The organism is Chitinophaga varians (assembly GCF_012641275.1).
Lineage (GTDB): Bacteria > Bacteroidota > Bacteroidia > Chitinophagales > Chitinophagaceae > Chitinophaga > Chitinophaga varians_A.
In genome coordinates this window covers 1,074,216-1,092,810 of sequence record NZ_JABAIA010000003.1, presented here as the reverse complement: position 1 = coordinate 1,092,810, position 18,595 = coordinate 1,074,216, and the positions used below count along the sequence as shown (strand labels likewise).

Sequence of the window (18,595 nt, the reverse complement as noted above, 5' to 3'; positions counted from 1 at the left end):
CTTACTTGTTTTTCCTGTTAAATAAAGGGATCGTTATATTTTCAGACAATACTTCATGCAGCGGGTATTCATTTCTGTATAATTCAAGACGGCCCTGCGTCATTTTGAATACCCTGTCGGCAACATCAAAGTAATGGTCGTCGTGCGTGATGGCAATAATGATCCTGCCTTGTCTTTTCATCTCCGGAAGTAACGTGCGGTAAAAGAAATTCCGGTACTCCGGGTCCTGGTCTGCCGCCCATTCGTCAAAAAGATATACCGGCGAGTCTTCCAGGTAACACTGTAAAAGGGCCAGCCTCTTTCTCTGTCCGCCTGACAATTCAATGGTGCTGTATATATCTTCATTGATGGTTACTTTTCCTTCCAGCTTTAGTATTTTCAGATAGTTATCTACCTCTTCCTGCCTGCCTTTCAGGTCGATATCATATAGCTTTCTGAACAGATGGGCAGGACTGAATACAACGGAAAAATACTCGCTTAGCTGGCGGCTATTTACCGGTTTGCCATTTACCAGTAACCGTCCTTCGTCAGGCTCGTATAATCCTGAAAGCAGTTTAGCCAGTGTGGTCTTGCCACTGCCATTGCCGCCAATGATAAACAGCACCTCCCCTTTCCGGGCTTCCAGGTTAATCGGCCCTACCGAAAACAACAACTGCTCCTGTTCATCCTTATACCCGAAGCAAACGCCTTCCAGCCCAATGCTGTTCACGACCGGTTCGTGGGGTTCCGGCAGCAGTTCCTCCCCCTGACCGGCAGGCAACTCTGCGGTAAACCTGCGGACCCTGTTCCAGGCTATCCTCAGGTGTAAAATCGCTGGTACTGACCCTAATATGGCATTGACCGGGCCAATCAGGTAGAGCAACAGAATGATGAAATTCATAATCACATAACGCTGTATATCAGGGAAAATCCTGGGGAAGGCGAAAGCTACCAATCCCAGTAAGGCTACCAGCAGCGACTCGCCTACCAGAAAAGCATGTACGAAACGGACATCGGCTTTTATCAGCCTGTCCCTGTAGTCCCCTGTAGTTCCGGAGATGTCGGCCTTATAGGCCAGTTTCTTCTTCCGGCGGATGCTGATCTCCTTGAATCCATCTACCATTCCGTTGATCAGGTGAATAAACACATTGCGCATATCGCGTGCCGCTTCAAAATACCTGTTGGTAGTTTTACTCACCAGGAAATAAAGTATGGAGATAGCTGCCACCAGCAATACGGTAAGCACCGTTGCCCAGAAAGCGATGGATGCGAGGTACAGAAAAGCGCCGGCGGCGGTAAAAATGCTGGTGATCAGCGTGACCAGCATACTCGTCGACTCGCCGATGGTAGTCACATCGTCGTTCAGAGCCGTATAGATCCTGCCCCTGTCAATTCTTTCAAACTTTTGAAACGTGGAAGCAAATATCCTGTCAATCAGTTTTATCTGTAAATCATATACCAGCTTTCTGGTTAACCTGATAAGGCTGACCTGTACAAACCTTCTGCCGAGCAGATACATACCTAAAGCCAGCACATAATAAAAAACAAGGTATCGGAGCGGCAACGCTGTTTCCAGGGCTGAAGTCACTAATATGATAATTAGCATATTGGCAAGGCCAGACAATATGCTTATCAGGATCAGGGAGGGGACTGTTCTCCTGAATATATTATTTTCCGGGAAGACGAGTCTGACAACATATACCAGACCGCTGACCGCGATGGCCGCAAGTATAAGAACGATCAATGCGGTGAAGCTCATGGGAGTCCATACCCCAACTGTTTTCCACGAAAAGCCGCCCAGCGCCTCAGGTAAAAGATAGATACCGAACAAAAAAGGAGCAGTTAAAAAAAGTGCAGCCATTGCCCTCCATACCTGCCGGTATGAAATACCTGCATATTTTCTTTTTCCTCCTGCAATGCCGCCGATGGCGATGCATAAAAAGACCAGCGCTCCCAATACGTATATACCGATTACAGCGGACAGCAGGGAGAAGACCTTATCATTTCCGTCATCAGGCACGTTTGTTTTTGGCAGGGGTTCTCCTGACAACAACTTCATGACCGTTTCCCCGATGGCGGCAGTAGAACTGCTGTTGGAATTTGCGAGTACGACAACACCGGTACTGTCTTCCGGCCGGAATGCCACATAAGATGTGAAATTGGGATTTTGTCCGCCGTGGTAGATTTCTCCGTTGCCATTCAGCGACACTTCCCATCCCATGGCATAAGACGCCATATTGTGCAGGGGCACTTTTTCGTCGCGCTGCTGCGTTGCTCGGGCCAACCGTGAAAGCAGCGAGCTGTCTGCAGCCATCTGGAAGCGCAGCCACCTGGCCATGTCCACGGCATTCGAAATAATATATCCGGCGGCGTAGTTTCCTTTATAGACAGGCGCCGCATATACACGCGGCCTGAAGAAGCTGATTTTGTGGCCGCTTGCCATTGCCGAGCTGTCTGATGGCACTCCCACAGCCGTATGGACCATTCCCAGCTTCTGAAAAATGTGTTGCTGCAGGTAATCATCAAACGGCTTTCCTGTTACCTTTTCAATGACCAGTGCAAGGACGTCGTAATTGATTGTGGCATATTCGTAGCCCTTTCCGGGGAGGCGCCGTAAACGGACGCCTGTTAACCGTTTGATGGTCTGATCAAGCGCATTGCTGTCGGCGCTTTCCGGTATCAGCCCGATTGTCTCCCAGGGAATACCGCTCGTCTGATGCAACAGCTGGCGTAAGGTAACCGTCACAATGCTATCCCTGTACCTGGCGTAAAACCAGGGAAGGTAAGCAGACACACTGCTGTCGAGATCTATTTTTTCCCGGTTTGCCAGGTCAAGTATCGCCAATGCAACAAATGCCTTGCTGCACGATCCTATTTCAAACAGTGTATAGGGAGTAACCGGTGTCCGCAGTTCTGCGTTTGCATATCCGTAGCTGCGGATAGTTAGCCGGCCTTTTTTTATCATAACGAGGCTGAGCCCGGGTATTTTCCCCTGCTTCATCTGCCGTGTTACCTGTTCATCGATCTGTTGGCCGGGCACTTCCGACGCCGCGCAAGCGGCACTTAGAGCGCCTGTAATGCAGATGATGAACAGTAGTCTGAGGACGTGTTGCGTCATTTAACTGGTTTTTAAGCTTTGCCGGCTCCGGTCTGCAAAAGGGATTAACTGATATAATTCAGGTAAGATTTATAGTACGGGAAGATGATCTTTGGCGGAACTTTTAATCCCACCCCCAAAAGTATCAGCGAATTATAATAGATATTTTTCCGGGGGGCACCTTCAAAGAGCGAAAACACTCCTTTGCCGGCGCTCCTGGGCGTATGCCAGTCGATATTAAACGAAATGGAATAGCTTAATCCGTGTACCTGGTGCAGCATACCTGAAGGTATATACAACACATCTCCCGGCTCCAGGACCACCTCTACAAGCGTCAGCCCTTTTGCTTCCGGGAAGCGTTCGTAGTCTGGCCTGGCAGGATCAAAATCAGACCATCTCCATCCTTTGATATAGCACATGGCCTTCTGGTTGCCGGGGATCAGGATAAATTTTTTACGTCCTGCTACCTGAAAAAAAAGATTGTGCGTATATAACGTGTCAAAATGCAGGGGAGTCAGGCTACCCGTTGCCCCCATGAAAAACTGTATATAGTTATGCCAGTTCTTCCAATACCATTTAGGCAGCAGCTCCAGCGGGAAGGGTTCAATATCCTGTACCAGCGATGGAAGCAGGTGAAAAATCGGCACGTCGTGCAGGTAAAGCGGTTGAGGCGGGCACTTGCCATCGCGGAGCTGCCTCTCATGCTCCTCCAGCAGCGAAACGTATTCGCTGAGGTACAGCGTCTCCCGTTTTCCGGAAGCCACATCTGCATTTTTGGCTGCCAGCTTCAGGTCCCCTTCTATGGATTTGAAATAATCTGCATTCCATATCTTCAGGGCCTTCCAGGCCGCCGTGGCCTTTCGGATGCGAAGCGGCCTTCCCGGTTTAACGTAATCATTGTAAAAAGAGTCACGGGAAATATTATCCAGAGTGATTACCTGGTCCATATCACATAAAATTTTTTATTGTAAAATCAATTGTGCAGGGTAGTCCCCTGATACACCGGGAAACCCGTTGGAAAAGCTGTAAAACCAGCTTAATCAGAGGTAGTTAAAAAATATTCAGGATGCAGTTCCATCAGCAGGTTACGTTGAAGTATATGTATCCTGACCAGGATCTTTTTGCGGTTGTCGGCATGAATGATCTCGCAGGGAATACCGGTCAGCGGCCCATGTTTGATAAACAGCTGCATTCCCGGCCTGAAGTAATCGGATGACACTTCTATATTCTCGTCTATTTCAGTCAGCGTGCGTATGTAGTCGATAACGTCTTCCGGGACGCGGGCCACTTCACGGCCGAACTTCACATAATGCAAGACACCTCTTGCGCCCAGCCCCTGGTAGTAGTCATGTATGTTATTCAGGTAGACGAACACATAGGATTCAAAAAGCGGAGCTGAAATATATTTTTTGCGGTCATGCCACGTTCTCAACTCTTTTTTTACGGGAAGATAGAGGGACATACCTTCTTCCGTCAGCTGGTCTGCCACTTTTTTTTCATGGCGCGACCTGGTATATAAGACATACCATCCTGCAACAAATTTGTTCATTCCGTCTTTTTTAGGGGGTGAAAGTCAATCTGAATGGGTTACACTGAGTGGAGCAACTATTGTTGTGAAACACTAATGGTTATTTGGCCAGGTTTAATTTGAACTGTAAAGGATACAGCTATCGCAACTGCAAGTAACATTACCTGCTTTCATTGAAAAAAGGACGTTATAAAATGGTTATCTGAGTTTGGAAATTATCTACCGGTCCAGTCTCAACTATGTTCAAATTACTGTAAATGCATAAAATAAACGATCGTAATTCCGCTACATTTCATTGCGGATTTTACTAAAAAAATATTTCGTTTTCATGAAAGGCTTGCCGGCATGGCACAAAAAGGCTGCTGCCTCCTTTCTCAAAGGAAACTCATGAGTTCGACTGCTCTAAAGTGACTCGCAATGATGATATTTAGGGAATTGGCGGTTCTTTAATAGCCCCCGGATTTACAGTTAGTATTTTCTTTTGAATGCGGCTAATAACAACAGAACTTAGGTCAGGATCTCCAGCTGAAGTAGCGGTTTTCGAGGTCAAGTGTATTGATCAATTAGTACAATCTTTTTGTTTATCGCATACTTCAGCAGTCCCACTGTCGATTTCACACCCAGCTTCTCTTTCATATTTTGCCGGATCTTTTCTATTGACCTTACGCTCAGGAATACCTCATCCGCGATTTCTTTATTGCTCTTTTCTTCCCAAAGCAACTGCAAAATTCTTTTTTCCCGGTCGTCCAGCACTGCCAGGTCCAATACCGTATATATCCTGCTGTTACTATTGTTATTGTTGTGCCTGTGAAGGTACAATGCCTCTGTCAGCAGTTTATTACGGTGTATTTCGCCTTCCGCAACAGACACGATGGCCCGTACCAGCTCTTCCGGCTCATCCATTTTGGAAATATACCCATGGATGCCCAGGTCGAGCAGACTACTTATAAGGCTTACGTCTGTGGACTTCGATAGTATCAGTATTTTAATTTCTGGATACTCACTTCGGATAATCTCCAGGGCGTCGAGTACATTTTGTTGATGGACAAAGACGTCTATCAGCAAAACATTCACGTCAACATCCCGTAACTTTTTAAACAAAGAAGACAATTCCGATGTATGAAAAACAACCTCCATATTTCTTTGTCCGAGGAGGTAGTTCTTCATCATCTTAATAAACAGAGAGCTCTCATCTACGATAGCCAGATGGATAGGTTTCAGTGACATAAGCTAAAAATTTGGAGATTTAAACAAGTGAAAACAATATGTTTCGTTACTGATACAAGGACATTCATTTATGATAGTGGCTAATTTGATGGGTCTCAGTGACATAGATAAAAAATTTGGAGATTTATGGCAATCGGTCAACAAAATGTGTCATTAAAATACAATATTCCTTCAATAATTCAGACAACAGAATTACTCCCCTGGCAGGAAGCAACAACATGCCGCAACGACGATCATTTTGCCCGGGAAATAGCGCCTGTACACCATATTACGATAGTTTTCCCGCACGCGGGAACCTGACAAACAAACCTACCCCAACGGCTATCCGAAGATGGATTAATGTGCATTTATTCTCTGTGAGTAAAGAGGGGCACAATGATTACTGGACAACTTTAGAAGAAAAACTATCAGGTACAGAGGAGTAGAAGTTATTGTTCCTTGTTTTATTGGAAGACCGTTGCCGGCGTCATCACTAAGCCAGCCTACAGGCGTTCAAACGGCCGGCTCCGTAAAGCGTTTAAGCGAGGAATCGGACCTGTTAAACAGCTGCCGGAAGAGCATAAAAAACGCCTTCAAATTCAACGAATCTGAAGGCGTTTTTAGTAGTGATCCCGCTGGGACTCGAACCCAGGGCCCATACATTAAAAGTGTATTGCTCTACCAACTGAGCTACGGAATCATATCGCTGCTTACACTGCGAACACCCTCATTGTTAAGGGATTGCAAAGATAGAAAAATATTTTTCCCTGCAAAATATTTTTGAAACATTTTTATTTATAGAGTAAAAATAATCAATGCTGTGGCTGATTTCAACGGATACTTTTTTCACAAATCTGTATAGGCATACTAGAACATAATGTGTCCTCTTAGTCCAAACACATGCACGGGTCCTCTGTCCTTATTGTATCCTGGATGGTTTACGTACTGGTAGTCGAACGTTAGTTGCAGAAACCTGTTCAGCTGAGCATTGTAGTAGGTTTCCAGGATGCCTTCATGCCCGTAGTTCAGCCGGCCATCTCCAAGTATAAATCCATAGCCGCCTGCGGCCAGAAAATCCCGGTGGTCCGGAGAGACGCCATTTACCACGCCTGCGATGCCTGCTACATCGTTCCGCCGTTTCCATTTGGTCCCTTTCAGTGCCAGGCCACCGCTAAGGGTCCTGTCTATTTCCGTGAATGCCCATGTAACGTACTTTCCATCATTCCATCCTACCCTGCAGAAGAAGCCAAGATCATCACTCAGTTGCTGGTCGATATTTAATCCCAGCCCGTACTTATGCCCGCCGTAAGTAGTATTTTCGGAAGCGCCACGGATTACATGCAGCAAAAAAGTATCCTGGCTGGCAATAGCAGCCAGGCCCTGTTTGTAGGAAGGCGCCCTGTTCCAGGCGCTGCTGACCAGGAAACGGATCGTACCGCTACGCTGCCCGAACTGAAGTTGATGCTGAAATTCGAACGTTTCCGCATGTGCGTGCCCGTTATACTCCATCAGGTGATAATTGGCTATCCGGGGCACTGCCACTGTGGATATACGTATTGCATATTTCGGTTTGATAAGCTCTACTACCACCCCTTCCGTATAGCCCCTGGTATTGGCAGGATAGTCCCAGGCGCCATTAGCCCAGACAGACCAGTTGAAAAACTGTGTTCTGGGATCTTTTCCATATGCATTATTATCATAAAAATCCTCCATGGCAAACTTCCCTATGCTGACGGTAATCCTGCTGGATGGCACCTTGTCTGCCACCTGATTCACATCATCTGCTATATCTTCTTCTGCCTTACCTAAACGGAAATGTTGCTGCAAATACGCACGCGCAATAAACACCTGTGGCTGCACAGCGCCAACCCGATATGTTTCACCATTCAATGCGCCCGCTACGCCCGAAGCAGAACTAAGTCCTTTTCCGCCGGATACCTCGGGGTTAAAATAAAATGCCGCCCCCTTCCACAATCTGCGGCCAACAAAAATAGTGGCGGTAAGGCTCTGCGCCGTGGGCTCCACGGAGTCAGCCAGACTGTTGTCTCCCCGATACATTGACCTGAAACCGGAATGCTGCTGGCCAATAACGGTAGCCTGAAAATGAAAACTCCATTTAGATGCACGTGCTGTACTGTCGCCCCCATTTTGAGCTGCCGCTATCTGTACAAAGCCGAACCATACAGCAATACCAACAATAATCTTTTGGTAGATTGCCATAATACATAGTATTTATTAAATGCGCTGATTGGATGCTGATCTTTGCAGGAAAAATCAACCAAAGCAACAATATATTGGAGATTAAAAATAAAAGCAGCTTTATGGAAGATACGAATTAATCCTCAAACAGTAGTAGTAGCAGTTTGCGCTGCAAAAATCCCAGGAATTGATTGAAGAAGCAATGGAGAAAAATACAATGATAGGCGTTTCAAGGGAATTATTCTGCTATAATTCTTCGTAGCAAGGCAAGGTAGGGTGATTATAAAAGTAGCAAGACTTCATAAGGCAGATACTTTGAAGTCTTGCTACTTAATTATAGGTAACGAAGATCAGCTATGCTGGTACAAACACCATGAAAATTCGCCAACTGCAATGGCCACTCCAATAGGGCCAATTACTTTCTTGGCAACTGTTCTGAATGCGGTGGTAATAGCTGCCATTGTCCATGCAGAAGCACTGGATTGTGCCAGTGCCCAAAAAATGTCTGCTCCAATTGCCTCCATGGCACAAGTACCAATAGCGGCAACAGTAAGCACCTCATAGCCCGGGTCCTGTTGTCCTATGACATACCAGGTAGTATCACCTGTTAATCTGTTTACAAGCTTTGTCAACCGGCCGTTTATATAACCGTGTTCATTATGAAAGGTATATCCGTCCGGATAATTGATAAATGGTTTTGGTGTTTTCTCAATTTGCACCAGCGATAGTGTAAATGGAACCAGGTCTTCTTCTGTTCCGCCCTGGGAATAAATCATATCGTTGATATCAGCATCCGTCAGTCCTTTGGAATGTAAATAGGTCCTTGATTCAGCGATCAAAGGCTGAAGACTTGTTTTGGCTGTCTGCTTTGATAACGTAATCGGATAATTTGAACTGGATGCATTAGCGTTAAACTGAATAACTGCCTGGCCCTGTTCTCTTAAATTGACCACATCCTGTATGGTGCTGGCGTTATTATACAGGTTTAGCAGATTAGCGGATGGTATAGTGGGAAATTGGATATAATAGGTGACTTCATCATCTGATGTACCAGTGAGTGTTTCCGTTTTTGCATTGCCCATTTTTGCTGCAGGCCTGACAGGAGTCGCCATGATCTGCTTTTTATACTGCTCTACAGCGGCCAGTAGCCTTTGACCATCAGCACTAACCTCTTTTACAGCCGGCACACCCTGATGTGTTTTGCCGCATGAATAAAACACCAGTGCAAAAACAAGCATCAGCAGTACGACTGGAAATGGAGCAGCCATTAGCTTGAAGATAGGTTTGGCTAACAAGGGGAAAATTCGGGGGGACTTCATAAGTGTGTGTTTTAATTTATGTAAACAATTAATATAGACGACGTGTCTCAACCTTCTTTCGGTACATCAATCATTGGGCAACCGGTATTTATGGGTATAACGATGGCAACATGCTCGTCCTGCCAGCCTTCATGCATCTTTTACCAGGGATGATCAACCAGGTAAAAGGCGTTTTGAAAATAGATAATTAAAACCACCGGAGAAAAATTGTTGTTTTTTTTGAGGATTAAAAAGACAGTATCGCTTTTTTCATCAGACAAACTCCTACACTTCTGACATACGCTATGGCACTGCATTGTAGGATACCATAAACCATCTGTAAGGAGAAAATCATGATAAAAAAAATATTTTTTCTTACATACAGCAGCAATTAATCATGATATAAAACCTCAGTAAGGACTGCGAATTAGTTGCAGTGCATAAAATCTTATTTACACAGATACAGGAAAACTCAACAAAACCCTGAACTGTGGCCAAATTAAAACCATGACCGTACTTACTGTACACTCCCTGAATTGGTAATACGAAGCTCCATCTCTCCTTCTTTCACAGGTGCTTTCGCTTTCAATATAATACGGTAAATATTATCGCCCCACTTCTGCCGGATCCCCTCGTCTTCCATCTGTTGCAGGGGCACTTTCTCCACCGATGCTTCAAGTAATTCTGCCGGATAAGTGACCACAAAATCCTGTATCTGCAGTTGTCCAGGCCGGGAAACATCCACCGGATAACATGTCATCAGGTACTGCCTGAATGTTCCCGGCGCCTGCAAGGCAAAGCTGTCGGTCACATGCACTGCCCTGCCCCGGTCCAGCCGCACGCTGCGGCGCCACTGCCGGATACCTGCCTGTTCGGGGTATGCCGCCGCAATATCCATAGACATGCGGCTGTACCCGGCGGCCGACTGGTACGCTGCGTCGGTCGCTTTGTACCGGGCGCCGGCCAACTGCGTGTAGCCGTTGACGTCCGGCAGGTTGTGATAGTCGGAACGGTTGAACCAGATATCATAACGTTTACTGCTAAACGTACGTGCGGTATAGGTGCCCCGGCCTACATCAATGATGACCGGCAGCCCGTTGTGGTATACAATGAAGTTGCCGATATCATTGTGGTTATGGCTTTCGTCGTTGTTACCGCCTTTAACGGCCACATAGAAACCGGCAGCGCTGCCGCCACGGTCGCGTGCCGCCATCACCTGGAGGTCCGGCCACCAGGTGTCTCGCGGCAAGGGCAATCCTTTGGCGGCGGCTTTCACCTCCTGTTGCATAAAGCGGGCAAAAAACTGCCGGAAGAAATGATACGTGCCGGCGGATTTGTTGTCCTGGTAATAGAAAGCGCCAAAACGCATCATATCCGGATCTCCGATAGCTTTGCCGAAACGGTAGATCATCATCCCGTCCATTCCCGGCTGCGGATCGGCATCTGCAAAATCAAGGAAATAACGCTCGCTGATCTGCGCGAGATAGATGAACTGTGCCATCTTCTTCACTTTGGTATCCTGGAACACATAGCTGAAAGCGCCATGAGTGGCCAGGTCCAGCAGGGAGATGTTATCATACAGGGAGGCGGCGGCAGCTCCCCAGTAACCCGGACCTTCGTCGCAGCCACCATCTGCCGGATAGGGATTCAGGAAATTGTCGAGGGTGCGCAGTACCTGCTGCACGGCCGCTGCCCTTTTATGCTCGTCTCTCTCGAGCAACAATACTGCATTCAGCCAGTTGGAACAGATCCACGGGTTCCAGTTATTAGGACGGCGGCCGGTACTACTGCTGTTGCCCATCCAACTGTGATGTTTGGTGGCCAGCGGCTCAAAAATGCGCCGGTTGGTTTCATAGTATATCCGTTTCCGTACCTGCGGAGAAACAGCATCCAGCTGGGAGCCGACATAATAATCCACCCACGCCAGCAAGGTGGCCGTTTCGGCGGAAAACAGCTCTACGAAAGGATCAGCCACATCAGGCAGCCCGGCATAACTGTCGCCTTTGGGCAAATGTGCGGACGCTCCCCAGAAAGACTCTTCACAGACAGACCATACGCCGTTGATGATATCATCGATAAACCGGCCTTTGTGTTCATAGATTTCTGCCAGCAGCAAGGTTGCCAGCGCCTCCCGTTTGCGGTTGGCGATAGCCTGATAATCGCTGCGGTTGCCGGTACGCACAATCAACAGCGACGTGGTGGCGGGAATGCCCGGCCACTCATAATGCAGATAACGCTCTGCCTTGCGGACGGCCGCATCGGCCACCTCTTTGTCCGCGGTCCAGGCGGTGTCACCGGCAGGCGGGAAAGGTATCCACGATACGCGGGGAATAAGCTGCTGTGATAACTGCGCTGTGGTGTATTTACTGCTCAACAAATCCTGCGAGACTGCCGGCAGGGATAATAACAACACTATCGTCCAACAAAAAAATGATCGCATAAGATATCATTTTGGAGTTATGAATTACGAATGAAGGGCTATTTTATTGAGCGGCCATTTAGTAACCGTTCCATAAGAAAGCCCTTCATTCGTAATTCGTAATTCGTAATTCGTAATTCGTAATTTCTACTTCAGCGTATAACGCTTAATGCTGATACGCGCTGACTGCGCGGTATTATCTACCTTATTGACAAAAATGTAAGCGCGGTATTTGCCATCGCTGGTTTCCACCCACACGCCGCCTTCTTCCTTTAATCCCAGCGCGAAATCAGGCGATGCAGACATATCCAGCTTTTCAAAATCCACATCGTCCACGAAGGTGGTGCCATACTTCAGGCCTGCCAGGTGAAAGTCCTGCACATTCCAGGCTTTGCTCAGTTTCGTATCCCTGTTGACGTTAGCCGGCAACGTTACGCCCGGCAGATAATCTTTAGGCGCTGCCGGCGCTACCAGGGCATGTCCAAACTGGACCGACAGGTTGCGGTACAGGTATACCAGGTCTATCTTGTCCGGATTGGCGGCGGCTTCCGCGGCGTTGTACAAAGCCAGGTCTGCGATAGACAAGTAACACTTATTGTTGTTGGTAGGCGTCAGGTTGAGTTTCATGTCCATTTTTGCAATGGTATAAGGCCCCATGTCGTACGATACAGTCTCCCCGTTGCTGCTCGTGGCCGTGAAGGTAAATTTCACTGTCCTGCCCCTCGCCTCTTCGGGTATCCGGTAGAAATAACGGAGCGTCACGGCATTGGTATCTTTGGTGAAAGTCACCACGTTGGCTCCCTCTTTGGTAACGGATCGGTCGCCAACTTTAACGGGAACGTCTACACCGCTGCCATTGGTATAAAAAGAGCTGTCCTGCAAATAGGTGGCCGAATTAGCCTGGTCGCCGGGCTTCACCTGCACACCAGGGATAGATGCCACCACCTGTGCTGACACCAGTTTCCCTTTGGCTGCCGGAATACCGATGGCATAGGCAAACTCTATGTTGAGGCCAACGAGATTGGGGCCTAGCGACCGTTTGATACAGTCGTTCTGCAATTCGTTTTTAGGCTTGGGCACCTCGTAGTCCCCGTCTTTCGTGCAGGCCGTCGCCATCAGCAGCGACGCGCACACCAACGATATATAGGAAAAATATTTACCTCTCATGATTCATGTTTTTAACTGCAACTCACTTTTGCACGGTGATAATAACGGTGTATGTTTTTCTTACCTGCCTGTTTCCGGACACGACGGTGTATTTCTTCGGATTGGCCAGGTCAGAAAAGTCAACTTTCCCGGTGATCTTTGGGTCCAGCTTGGCGTCTGTTACCAGCGTGAACTGTGGCCACAGGTTTTTCAGATCGGTGCCAAAGAAGACTTCCTGCTGAATGGTACAAGCCACGGTATCGATCACCGGCGCTTTGGAACGCACGGTCTGGAAGTCTGCGCCCAGCAACTCAAAATTGCTCACATAACATTCTGACCGGGTGGTGATCAACAAACCGTCTTCATCAATCGGCTGGTCTTTTTTGCAACTGCTCCATATCAGTATCGTCATGAGAAGGAGGCTGGTTATAATGATATATTTTTTCATCTGTTGTTTTTTAGGTAGATAGATAATGACTACATCCACGGCGTGTTTTGTGTCAGGTTCGGGTTACGGTCACGCTCACTCTGCGGTATCTTAAAGATGTAACATTGCTGCATGGCTCTGTCGTTGGTGTTCTGGAAGTAGCGTTGCTGTTGCGCCCCCCAGGTGTCTATGCGCCATACGCCGGGGCCTCCGGGCGGGTTCCAGTTTTTTTCCAGTGTTCTCCAGCGGCGTACATCAAAAGAACGATGGCCTTCACCCAGCAACTCTACAATACGCTCCTGTTCAATGGCGGCAAAGAAAGCATCTTTGGTGCCCGTCTTGCTGCCTGCCAGCGGCGGCAGATTGCCGCGAAGCCGCACCCTGTTCACCAGGGCGATGGCATCGGCCTGTGGGCCGTTTACTTCATTGGTTGCTTCTGCGTACATCAGGAACACATCGGCCAAACGCATCACCGGGAAGGCATAATCACCGTCACTGCGGCCCTGGCCGGCGTAGTTGCGCAAAAACTTACGGAAAACATAACCGGAATTGCTGCCATCCGTGTTGTAAGTGAGGAAAGTTTCCCCGTCTATCACAAACGGCTGTGCCCAGGTTTTATAAATGAAAGGCACCCAGCCGGTGGATTTCAGGGAAGCCATGCCTACGCTTACTTCATAGTCCCACATGATAGAAGCCTTCATACGATAGTCACGGTTGGCATAACTCTGTGGGTTCACAGCGGAATTCAGCCGGGTCCTGGCGTCCGCCACGGTGGAAGGGTTCAGCGGAATCATTTTAGGTGCGAAATCACCCGTGATGGTAGACTGGTACCTGTCTGCTATTTCATAACGCGGCGTTACCCAACATTGGGAACCTTCATGGGAACGGCCGGCAAAATCACGCATCAGCTCCTCGCCCTGGAAAGTACCGATACCGCCATGGGCAAATGCCATGACCATTTCTCCGTCGCCATTGGCCACCGGTGTAAATAAATAATAATAGTTGGGCAATGTGTCGGCCCTGCCCAAACGACCGACTACGCCCGGCGCGCCGCCTCTGAAGAGGTCCAGGCCGAAGTCGTTGATCACATGCCTGAAATCATCTGCCGCGCCCTGGTAAGCTGCTGTGGCAACGGCCGTACTGGGTTTGAACGTGCTCAATTCCGGCCATCCGTTTTTATTCCAGCTGGCCCAATACAGCTGCAACTTCCCCCGGAAGGCCAGTGCGGCAGGTTTGGCGGCACGGCCAACCTGGTCGGACCTGGCGGGCAGCTTGTCAATGGCATAGGTAAAATCCGCCATGATGGAGTCTTTTATCTGTGCAATGGGCATGCGTGACAGCGATACCACTTCGTCGTTGCTGGTAACGGTATGTCCCAGGTAAGGCACATCGCCCCACATGGAGATGAGGCGGAAGTAAACCATTCCGCGCAACAGGCGGGCTTCTCCCAATATGCGCTCCAGCTTGGGCACAGACACGTTGCTGCCGGAGGCCAGCATTTTACGGACGTTGTCAATTACGTAATTGGTGCGGTTCACACCGCCGTACAGGTATTTGTACATGGCATCAAACTGCTGTCCGAAACCGGAAGGGCTAAAGCCGGAAGATCCGGTGTTAACAGCATAGGCACCGCCATTCTGGAGGTCGTCTTTGGCAGCGCTGACACCACGGACACGCACATACTCTCCTTGCCCATCGAAATAATAGTCGCGGTCAAAAAGCGGCCTTACGTCTGCGTAGGCGCCCATGATGCCCGCCAGCGCGTCGGCATCTGTTTTCCAGAACACCTCTTTGTCCACTTCCATGCTGGAAGGCTGGTCCAGCAGGTGTTTGGTGCAACTGCCCCCCAGCATTGCCATGCCGGCCAGTACAGTCATAATACGTATCGTAGAAGTATATTTTTTCATGATTACTACTTTAGAGTCCCACATTTACACCAACGGAATAAGTTTTATTCAGCGGATATGCATTGCTTTTGTTGCCTGTCTGCTCCGGATCAAGGCCACGGAAAGAAGTGATAGTGGCAATGTTCTCAGCAGAGCCATAGATACGGAAACTGTTGATGCCAATACGTTTCATCAAACTGGCCGGCAACATATATCCCAGCTGGATATTTTTCAGGCGCAGGTAAGCGAGGTTATCAAGCCAGAAAGTACTCTCTTCCCGGTTACCGGAGCCGCCTATACGAGGCCATGCACCGTCCCTGTTGTCCAATGACCAGGGGTTGGTCCAGTGCGACCAGGAAGCTGCATAGCGGCTGGCGCTGAAGTTTACGTCGTTGTAGTTGTTGAGCCAGAAATCTTTACGGCCTGCTGACCCCTGTAGTAAAAATGCAATGTCAAATCCTTTCCAGGAAGCGTTGAAGCCCATGGCGAAGTTGGTTGTAGGCCTGTCACGCTGCACATTGGGATAAGCGACTTTGTCGTTGTCGTCGATCCTGCCGTCGCCGTTAACGTCTTTGCGCAGGATATCTCCCGGAGATGCGCCCTGTGGCGTATTATTGTAGATGTCCTGCCAGGTTTGCGCAATGCCCAGGTCCTGGTATACATACAGGAAGTGGTAGGGCATGTTAAGAAACGTATAGCCGCGACCGAGATACTCGTTCCACTTCTCCAGAGTGGTGCGGTTATACGATGCGTTCAGGTTTACACCGTACCGCACAGGCCCGAAATGATCAGACCAGTTTAAGTTCAGCTCCACGCCTTTGTTACGCAGGTTGCCGATATTCTTACGGGGCGCCACGTACGCACCGCTGAGCAACAGTGACAAATCGGAGGGCCTGACCATGCCGGTAGTAAGACGGTTATAGTAGTCCAGTTCAGCATTAAGGCGGCCGGCGAGAAAGCTCAGGTCCAGCCCCAGGTTAAATACACCGGTGTTCTCCCAGCTAAAGTCGGGGTTGATCATTTTCTGGTACACCAGCCCTTTCACTACGGCGCCGTCAATATAATAATGGCTGCCGGACAGGGTGCTTTGTTGTTCATATCGGTCTACGCCGCTGTTATTGCCTAACTGACCGTAAGAAGCGCGGAACTTGCCACTGGTGAGAACGCGGCTGAGGAAAGGTTTCAGAAAGCTTTCTTCCGTAAAGCGCCATCCCAGCGCTACAGAAGGAAAGAACCCAAACTGGTGCCCAGGCAGGAATTTGGAGGAACCGTCATAACGGAAGTTGGCTTCAAACAAATAGCGGTCAAATGCGGTATAATTCACACGGCCGATGTAGGAACGCAACCCTTCGCTGGAGCTGCTGCCGCCGGTAGTCTGTATGCTTGTGAGGGCCGCATCTATTTCATGCAGGCCGGGGAACAGGCGGTCATTACGTCCGCTGCGTTGCAGCCGGTCATACCAGAACTCTTCGCTGTACACGCCTGTCACCGTAAGATCGTGGTTAACGCCAAATGCCTTGTGGTAGGTCAGTCTGCCGTTCAGCATGGTTTTATAGCCGGTGGAGGTCTGGTTGCTGATGCCTGCATTTTCGCCTACATATACCCTACTACCGTTGATGCCTGATTGAAAATTGAAAGCAGTGGCAGGAATAGCTGCGCTGTACGCAAACTGGTTGTAGTAGTTAAGCGAATAGTCCACCCTGCCGGTGAGCCCTGGCAGCGGTGTCCAGTCCAGGTATATATTACCATTAGCTTCCTGGCGGTTCTGCCGGTTGAGCGAATTCGTATACACCACATAAGGGTTATAGGCCTGCGGATCTTCACCGTAGGCCATTACGCCGCCGAATTTACCGGTGACAGGGTCGTACGGGGTGATGCCGGCGATAGCATAGCGCATATCAAAACCTGCGGTATTGCTGCTGGAAGCGTCCGTGAAGCCGTCTTCCAAAGCGTAGATAAACTTCGACCAGTTACCGTTGAAGCGGATGCCGGTGTTCATGTTTTTACGCAGTTTATAATCGTAGTTGAAGCGCACATTGTAGCGGGTATAATCGTTGTTGATCTGTAACCCTTTTTCATCCTGTACGCCTACAGACAGGAAGAAGTTGGAAACGTCATTTCCACCGGAAGCGGAGAGGTTATAGTTCTGCGTGCTGCCGGTGCGCATGATGATATTCCACCAGTCGGTGTTGGGGTACCTCAGCGGGTCTATCATGCCCATGGCCATCCACTGGTCAATGGTGCCGTCTTTAAAGGTGAGGTTGTCGCGCAGGGTGCCTACGAGGCCCAGGCGTTGTTCCAGCGTGAGCGCGCGTGGATAGTTGGCCATAAAATCGTATGCCCGTGTAGGTTGCTGGAAACCGTATAGCCCGTTGAAGTTGAGTGCCGTCTTACGCTGACCTTTACCTGATTTGGTGGTAATGAGTATAACTCCGTTGGCTGCACGGGAACCATACACCGAAGCGGAAGTCGCATCTTTCAGTACAGAGATGCTTTCAATATCGTTCATGTTGATGCGGTTGATGTCCACATCCGGCATACCGTCCACCACGATGAGCGGGTTGGCGTTGTTGACGGTGCCGAGGCCACGGATAACGAGGCTGGCGCTGTTTTTACCGGCCATGCCGGACGACTGCACCGCTGACAGGCCGGGCACCAGTCCGGAGAGTGCAGAGGAAGCGTTGGGCAATGCCCTGCTGGTAATTTTTTCATCCACTTTGATAGCGGAAACAGCGCCGACGAGGTTTACTTTACGTTGCGTGCCATAGCCTACCACCACCACTTCGCCCAGTGCCTTCTGGTCTGTGGTCAGGATGATGTTGATGTTCTTTTGTCCGGCATAGGCCACCTGTTGTTTTACGAAGCCCATGGAGCTGAATTCGAGCGTGCCGGTTTTGGCGGTTGTTTTGAGCGTGAATTTTCCTTCCGGATCGGTGACAGTGCCGGCAGTGGTGCCTTTCAGCGATACTGTCACGCCTGGCAGGGCCTGGCCTTTTTCATCTTTAACGACGCCGGTGATGAACCGGTGCTCTTCCTGCGGCGTCTGAAAGACCGGTGCCTTCACAGCGTAGGCAGGTACCGTGACTGCGCAGAAAAGCCCGGTGGTGGCCATTAGGGCCAGGAAACACCAGCCAGCGCGGTCGTTACGGAATGTCCGGTAACGTGGTGATTGATTATTCATAATTGGAATTTATTTAAGCTGTATAAGGGACATGAACGGCCTGACGGAGACGTAGTCTTCCATCTTCTAGCAAACGTTTGCACAAAAAATTGCGATATTTTTTAATCCTCTTTTTTTGAATGATAGACAGCTACTCTTTGCTGTGGCTGATTAAAACTTTGGTTGTTTACGAATAATGATTTACTGTCCTGTTTAAATGCTGCCGAACATGGTTTTCCGGCATTTTTCA

At 48.9% G+C, this 18,595-nt stretch carries 11 protein-coding genes and 1 tRNA gene; all 12 read right to left on the bottom strand.

The features are described 5' to 3' along the window. Position 1 precedes the first annotated feature (1 nt). A complete protein-coding gene (locus HGH92_RS27245; protein ID WP_168873974.1) occupies positions 2 to 3,097 on the bottom strand; it encodes a cyclic peptide export ABC transporter in 3,096 nt (1,031 codons plus the stop codon). A gap of 44 nt (positions 3,098 to 3,141) precedes the next feature. After that, positions 3,142 to 4,023: a cupin-like domain-containing protein gene (locus HGH92_RS27240; protein ID WP_168873973.1), complete on the bottom strand. Its 882-nt coding sequence runs from the start codon at positions 4,021 to 4,023 to the stop codon at positions 3,142 to 3,144. An 89-nt stretch (positions 4,024 to 4,112) separates the two neighbouring features. After that, a complete protein-coding gene (locus HGH92_RS27235; protein ID WP_168873972.1) occupies positions 4,113 to 4,625 on the bottom strand; it encodes a UpxY family transcription antiterminator in 513 nt (170 codons plus the stop codon). A gap of 525 nt (positions 4,626 to 5,150) precedes the next feature. Beyond that, on the bottom strand, positions 5,151 to 5,831 hold the full coding sequence (locus tag HGH92_RS27230) for a response regulator transcription factor (RefSeq protein WP_168873971.1): 681 nt from the start codon (positions 5,829 to 5,831) through the stop codon (positions 5,151 to 5,153). 606 nt (positions 5,832 to 6,437) lie between these two features. Then, a tRNA-Lys gene (locus tag HGH92_RS27225) sits at positions 6,438 to 6,510 on the bottom strand. Positions 6,511 to 6,677: 167 nt separating this feature from the next. Continuing rightward, the gene (locus HGH92_RS27220) at positions 6,678 to 8,030 is read right to left on the bottom strand and encodes a carbohydrate porin (protein WP_168873970.1); all 1,353 of its coding nucleotides are present in this window, start codon (positions 8,028 to 8,030) and stop codon (positions 6,678 to 6,680) included. A 329-nt stretch (positions 8,031 to 8,359) separates the two neighbouring features. After that, positions 8,360 to 9,328 carry a hypothetical protein gene (locus HGH92_RS27215; RefSeq protein WP_168873969.1) on the bottom strand — a complete coding sequence of 323 codons (969 nt, stop codon included), beginning with the start codon at positions 9,326 to 9,328 and terminating at the stop codon, positions 8,360 to 8,362. A gap of 496 nt (positions 9,329 to 9,824) precedes the next feature. Continuing rightward, complete coding sequence (locus tag HGH92_RS27210; protein ID WP_168873968.1) at positions 9,825 to 11,747, bottom strand: heparinase II/III family protein; 1,923 nt, start codon at positions 11,745 to 11,747, stop codon at positions 9,825 to 9,827. Between the two features lie 126 nt (positions 11,748 to 11,873). Continuing rightward, entirely contained in the window at positions 11,874 to 12,893 is a 1,020-nt protein-coding gene (locus HGH92_RS27205) for a DUF4466 family protein (RefSeq protein WP_168873967.1), read from the bottom strand. Between the two features lie 22 nt (positions 12,894 to 12,915). Then, positions 12,916 to 13,320 carry a hypothetical protein gene (locus tag HGH92_RS27200; RefSeq protein WP_168873966.1) on the bottom strand — a complete coding sequence of 135 codons (405 nt, stop codon included), beginning with the start codon at positions 13,318 to 13,320 and terminating at the stop codon, positions 12,916 to 12,918. A 29-nt stretch (positions 13,321 to 13,349) separates the two neighbouring features. Next, on the bottom strand, positions 13,350 to 15,206 hold the full coding sequence (locus tag HGH92_RS27195) for a RagB/SusD family nutrient uptake outer membrane protein (RefSeq protein WP_168873965.1): 1,857 nt from the start codon (positions 15,204 to 15,206) through the stop codon (positions 13,350 to 13,352). A gap of 10 nt (positions 15,207 to 15,216) precedes the next feature. Next, entirely contained in the window at positions 15,217 to 18,366 is a 3,150-nt protein-coding gene (locus HGH92_RS27190; protein ID WP_247655054.1) for a SusC/RagA family TonB-linked outer membrane protein, read from the bottom strand. Between the last annotated feature and the right edge of the window lie 229 nt (positions 18,367 to 18,595).